Below are 5,962 nucleotides of genomic sequence, written 5' to 3'. Positions count from 1 at the left end.
CAATGTGTCGCCACAGACAAAAGTAATTTATGCGATTGCTAATTATAACGATCCCGATAAGACCTTTTCTGTTCCGGTGTCTCCCGACCTTACATTGCAGCAATTGGAAAGCCTGACGGTATCCGGCAACGCTTTTACTGACAGCAATATCCTGATGGTCGGAAAAAAGGAAGTTGCAATCAATAGTGAATATGTAGTAGCGGAAGTTCCTATGGAACGCCTGGTAGCACGGCTGGACATCTATATGTTCAAGAATCAGGGATTGGAGAGTTCGAGTGTAGTTGTCAACTCCATAGAATTTGTCAATCAGATACTTAATACAAATAGTAGTCCGGAGGTAACATCAATGCCGACGCCCATTAGCAAGAAGAATGTTTCGGAGGTATTTCTTGGAGGAACAACTCTGCAACTTATGCCGTCTGATTTATCTGAAATAGTACCGGAGAATGCACATGCTTCATTCTATACATATCGAAATATAGCTCCTGACGCTACACCGGACGCTAACACTCCCTATATCCGCATAAAGGCACTGTTCAACGGGATCAGCTATACGTACAGGGGATATCTTACCGATCAGGGGCAGACAACCCATAAGTACAGTCTGCTGCATAATACAGTTTACCGCGTCATGGCTATGCTCGACCATCCGGACAACCAGTTAATAATAAAAACGACTCCCTATCCATGGGAGCTTACCTCGTCTGAAATCGGACAAGAGATCACGGAGGACGACCATCAGCTTCAACCGTACAATGGAGATGACGCCGGTGCCACTACAGGCATCGTGCAATTTCCCTACATAGCGAACGGAGAAGCCCATAATGAGACTTCCTACGCCAACTACAGTTTTAGTCTGACAGCCCCTGCCGGTGCCATCTGGACCGCTACTCTGACCAATGGACTTGACTTTACGTTCGGCATGAACGACGGTCTCAACGTTTCCAAAGGAATAGCCCGTGATGAAGCATATACGATACAGGTAGGAGCCACCAAACGCTGGAGTGGGAATCCTAAGAGCACTTACTTCTACATAACCGCAGGAGGCGTGAAACTCAAGATCAATCCGAAGCAAAGCAATGGCAACCGCCAGTTTCCGGGCGACAACGACACGGATATTTTAATCCGCCAAACCGAATATAAATAAGATGAATTATGAAACGAAATAAACTATATATCCTCCCGCTGATACTCTCATTATTCTGGGGACTCACCTCTTGCGAGGATGATTCCTCCATCGAATCGGCAGGAACAGGATCGGTAAGCGGAATTACCCTGAAACTGTCTATGCCCAGCTCCGTGGCTTCGCGTGCCGTAGAAGAGCCGGGCGAAGAAGCGCTCAATGAAAATACGATAAAATCATTAGATGTTTTCGTTTACCGTGAAGGAGCAGACGAATGTCTGTTCTACCAGCATTTTACGTTCTCTCCCGAACTGACCGGAACCGGGGAACATACAGCTACCCTGGATGCCGCACAGGAGAAATTCGATCAGAACATCAACCATACCATTTATGTAGTAGCCAACCATACGGCAACCATTCCGGCTGCGGGATTATCTCTTCCGGAACTGAAGGCGCTCACCGCCCCTACTCTGGATGCAGATAAAAAACAAGATGCATTCTTAATGGACGGAAAGCATACAATGGTGCTGAATGACGGAATCATCGTCAACAAAGAGATTCCCGTTGTTCTTAAACGCGCGGCCGCCAAGATCAGAATAAGCCTGAATTATGTAAACGGTTTCACCCCCATAAACAATAATATACCTTCAAAAAAGATGGTCAACTATGCCGCCAGTGGCTCATCCATTGCAGACGGTAGTGTAAATGCCCCCACTCTGCAAAGCATGAACTCATTTACGGAACAAAATACGGGTGCAGGCAATAGCAATCAATTCATCCTCTATTCGTATGCCAATGATTGGACCAAAGATACGAACAGGGAAAGTTATGTACTCATCAATGTCCCTGTAAAGGACGCTGATGGTAACGCTACTACTCAGAACTATTACAAAATACCGGTAAACTACCGGCTATCAGACGGAAGCACGGGCCAGGCTGAAAATCTCTATAAACTGGAACGTAACCGCCTGTATGATATCCGCGTGAACATAGACAAGAAAGGTGATACTGACCCGCATTCCGCAGTTCCGCTGAATGCCGGATACACCATACAGGATTGGAGCACCCACGAAGTACTTGTTTCCGTAGAAGGGATCAATTTCATCTATGTAAAAGATACCAAGATTTCGATGCCCAACAGTACGCAGTTCACCACTACCTTCCAGTCATCCACACCGGATGTAGAAATACAGAAGATTACTGTAAATGGTGTATCGGTTTCCAACGGTGGAAAAGAGATAACCATCACCGCTACCCCGAATGTAAAGTCCGGCAACATAACCATAACGAGTCCTCTTCCTGAAAACTTCCTAGCCAAAGATATCACCTTTCAGGTAGTCAATGGTGCCGGACTTACACAACCTGTCACTGTCTCCCAATATCCGGCCCTCTACATCGGTTCTGACATTTCAGCCGATGTCCCCGGAGGAAGCCAAGGGCAAAATAATACGAAGATGTATATAATGAATTCCTTCGTCGCCGACTTCTCTACTCTTCCCAATCCGGACGAGTTTGACGAAGACTTCGGCAGCGGATATTCCCATTATGCAGCCAATCCCGCATTAGGCGCATCTTACGCTTCGTACATACGTGACAATGCCGTACTCGGTTATCCGCTGACAGACAGTGAACACGCAGCCATAGATACGGAAGAAAACAACCGGAGAATCTCTCCGCACTTCATGCTTGCCTCACAACATGGTACGACAACGGCAAGCACATACACCGCATCCAGAATCAAATGCCGGGATTATGTAGAGCGGGATGCCACTACCGGAGAAACCTATTCCGACTGGCGTATGCCCACGCAAGCGGAAATCTACCTGATAGATGTCTTACAGAACATACGGATATGCGAAGTAAAAGGCATCCTTGAAGGAAATTATTATTGGAGTTCGAATGCTTCCGGTGCTGTTAACTTCATGGACCCTCGCGTTGGAGAAGGTGGTAAATTTAGTCCGCTGAATGCATCCGTCCGATGCGTCCGCGACATCCGGTAAACAGTATTGATGGATTAAAATTAGAAAAGTATGAAACGATTAACCTACCTTATAACACTCCTCGGTCTTCTTCTGGCTTCGTGTACAGATGAAGATGCTCTCGGCACTCCCCTGACTGGAAATGACGATAAGACCGCCTTTCAGTTCTCGGTAAACATGCCTGAATATATACCGGCACTCACCCGTGCCGCCACGGATGAGAATGCTGTTAACGACCTGTGGTTGATGACCTTCGATGCCAACGGACTATTCATAGGGCGGGTTCATGCCTCGCTCCTAAGCAGTAACAGTAATGGTACCGGGACATTCCAGGCAAATATACCCGATGACGCAAGAATCATTCACCTCATTGCCAATTATTCCCAATGGGATAGTTTTGACGAACGTGCCGCCATGCAGAAAGATGAAAGGGAGATTATACCTTCATTGAACAGCAGCAATTTAGTATTCTGGGGAAGACAAACAATCTCTTCCGCCAATGACACTCCCAATGTCACACTTTACCGCAACCTGGCCAAAGTGACTGTAGAAACCGAAGCTACGAATTTCGAAGTAACAGGATATGCGCTCTGTAACTATGCAAGTAACGGAACAGTGGCTCCATTCAACCCGAATGCCCCCGCTACCCCGTTCACCTTGATAGACGGCACGCCGACCTTGCCTCGCAGTCCCGTCTCCAAAATCGATCAGACAGAAACAGACTGTAACATGGATGCCAAATATATGTTCGAGAATGAGAACTATTCCAACGATCAGACCTATATCATCATTAAGGGAAAACTGACAGGAAAGACCGAAGAACTTTATTACAAGATACAGCTTCTTGATACGGACAAGAAGCCCTACCCTGTCATGAGGAATTACCACTACAAAGTTGTGATAAAATCCTTCAGCGAGAGTGCAAACGGAAGTACTGAATTTGCCGATGCTAAAACCTCAGAACCTTCCAATAATATCTATGCCGAGATATTCAAGGAATCTCCTTCTATCTCCGACAATAACAATAATGTGCTGACTGTAAGCAGACTGCACTTCCTGTTCACCCAGGCAGGTACCTTGAAGGTATCAGCCCAATATACGGCCAACGGCGTGACTGATAACTCTAAAATCAGCGTATCCATAGCCGAAGATCAGGGAAGCATACTTCATAATCTCTCTTATGACGGAAATGGGAATATTTCTGCCGATGTATCCCGCATCATTACGGGACAATATGAGGCTACAATTACCGTTAAGGCAGGTGTACTTTCACGTACCATCACGGTCATATCCAGTGCATTATATCTGTTCGATCCCGCCGGATTATCACCCGAAATATACACTGCCCGTGACCAGGACGTAGCACTGAGCTTCACTATTCCATCGGCAATACCCTACTATTTGTATCCGCTGAAGTGCACCATTACCACAGGCAACCTCTATCCGGTAGAGCCTAACAAAAACCTGCAACTGGAGTACACTAACGGAGGGTATCAGTATGTCTATTGGGCCACCGGTCCCGGAACCAAAGTATTGAACTTCCGTACCAGTCTTGAAAACAGCGATGAAACCGTTCTGATAGCCAATGAAATCTTCCAGACAAAGAGCGTAGAAGTAAAATCGCGGCACTTTACCAATGTTTCCGTCAACGGAGACAATACGGTAAATTACGGTGTGAACAATACAGCCAGCTTTATGTTTACCATTCCATCATACCCGGATTATCCACCCACATACCCGTTAACGGTGTTTATTGCAACCCAAAACCTGCAAACCACCCAAAGCGGATGGACAGCAGTTGCAGGTGGTTATCAACGGACTTACGCTTCGCAGCCTTCAGGAGGACAAACCGTCACGTTTACCTCTAAGAAGGCTTTAAGCAGTGAAAAGCTGATAATATCCGCTCCCGGATTCAGTCCTACGACCATTGGCTTTGAGAATATTCTGGCGCAGTCAATAACGGTGGGTAATACGATAAAGGTTTATCAGAATAACGGCTTGCTCAATATCCCCCGCTATACGGTAACCTCATCAGATACCGGCATTGCATCCGGTTTTACTGTCAGTCGCACCAGCACTTATTCAACTACTATATACGCCGGAGCCAAATTGAATGATGTGGTTACTTTCACTCTGAGGAATTATAACTATTCCGCCACATATAAAGTGGAAGAGTTACTGCAAAATCCGGCTATTGTTTTACGATAATATAATGTAATGAAAATATGAAAACGATTAAATTCCTTTTATTGGCAGCCCTGATGCTCACATACACCATCAGTACGTACGGACAGGACAAAAGCCACTACATGCCTAAATTTGCAATAAAGACCAATGCATTGTATTGGGCTACCACTACGGCTAACCTTGGATTTGAGGTCGGACTCTCCAAGAAGCTGACCCTCGATGTATCCGGTAACTACAATCCCTGGAAATTCTCGGATCACAAACAAATCAAGCACTGGCTGGTACAGCCTGAACTTCGTTACTGGCTGTGCGAGCGCTTCTACGGACATTTCTTCGGTCTGCACGCCCATTATGCAGAAGCGAATGTAAGCAACCTGAATATATTAGGTTTGGGACACGAACGCTATCAGGGCAATATCTATGGAGCCGGCATTTCTTATGGATATCAATGGATACTGAACAAGCACTGGAGCATGGAAGCGGAAATCGGTGTAGGCTACGCCCGCATAGACTACGATAAGTACAACTGCGGCAAGTGCGGCAGCAAACTCGACAGCGGACACAAAAACTACATTGGTCCTACCAAGGTAGCATTAAACATCATATACGTCATAAAATAATATAGTCATGAAAAAAATACTGATATACTCTGTTTTGTGCCTCATAGCCGCAC

4 protein-coding genes are annotated in these 5,962 nt (G+C 46.0%); all 4 read left to right on the top strand.

The window, feature by feature from the left end:
• Nucleotides 1-1,147, top strand: a 1,147-nt coding sequence (locus BACCELL_RS20010; protein WP_007213854.1) for a DUF4906 domain-containing protein, incomplete at its 5' end; no start/stop codon positions are given.
• Between the two features lie 8 nt (nucleotides 1,148-1,155).
• Nucleotides 1,156-3,123 (top strand): fimbrial tip adhesin FimD, encoded by a 1,968-nt coding sequence (fimD, locus tag BACCELL_RS20005; protein ID WP_007213853.1) that lies wholly within the window; start codon nucleotides 1,156-1,158, stop codon nucleotides 3,121-3,123.
• Nucleotides 3,124-3,153: 30 nt separating this feature from the next.
• Entirely contained in the window at nucleotides 3,154-5,310 is a 2,157-nt protein-coding gene (locus tag BACCELL_RS20000) for a hypothetical protein (protein WP_007213852.1), read from the top strand.
• 17 nt (nucleotides 5,311-5,327) lie between these two features.
• Nucleotides 5,328-5,909 carry a DUF3575 domain-containing protein gene (locus tag BACCELL_RS19995; RefSeq protein WP_007213851.1) on the top strand — a complete coding sequence of 194 codons (582 nt, stop codon included), beginning with the start codon at nucleotides 5,328-5,330 and terminating at the stop codon, nucleotides 5,907-5,909.
• Nucleotides 5,910-5,962: the final 53 nt, after the last annotated feature.

Origin of the sequence: Bacteroides cellulosilyticus DSM 14838 (genome assembly GCF_000158035.1) — a bacterium.
In the GTDB taxonomy this organism is placed as follows: domain Bacteria; phylum Bacteroidota; class Bacteroidia; order Bacteroidales; family Bacteroidaceae; genus Bacteroides; species Bacteroides cellulosilyticus.
Note: the sequence above shows the minus strand (reverse complement) of the source record. Positions and strands in the feature narration are given on the sequence as shown.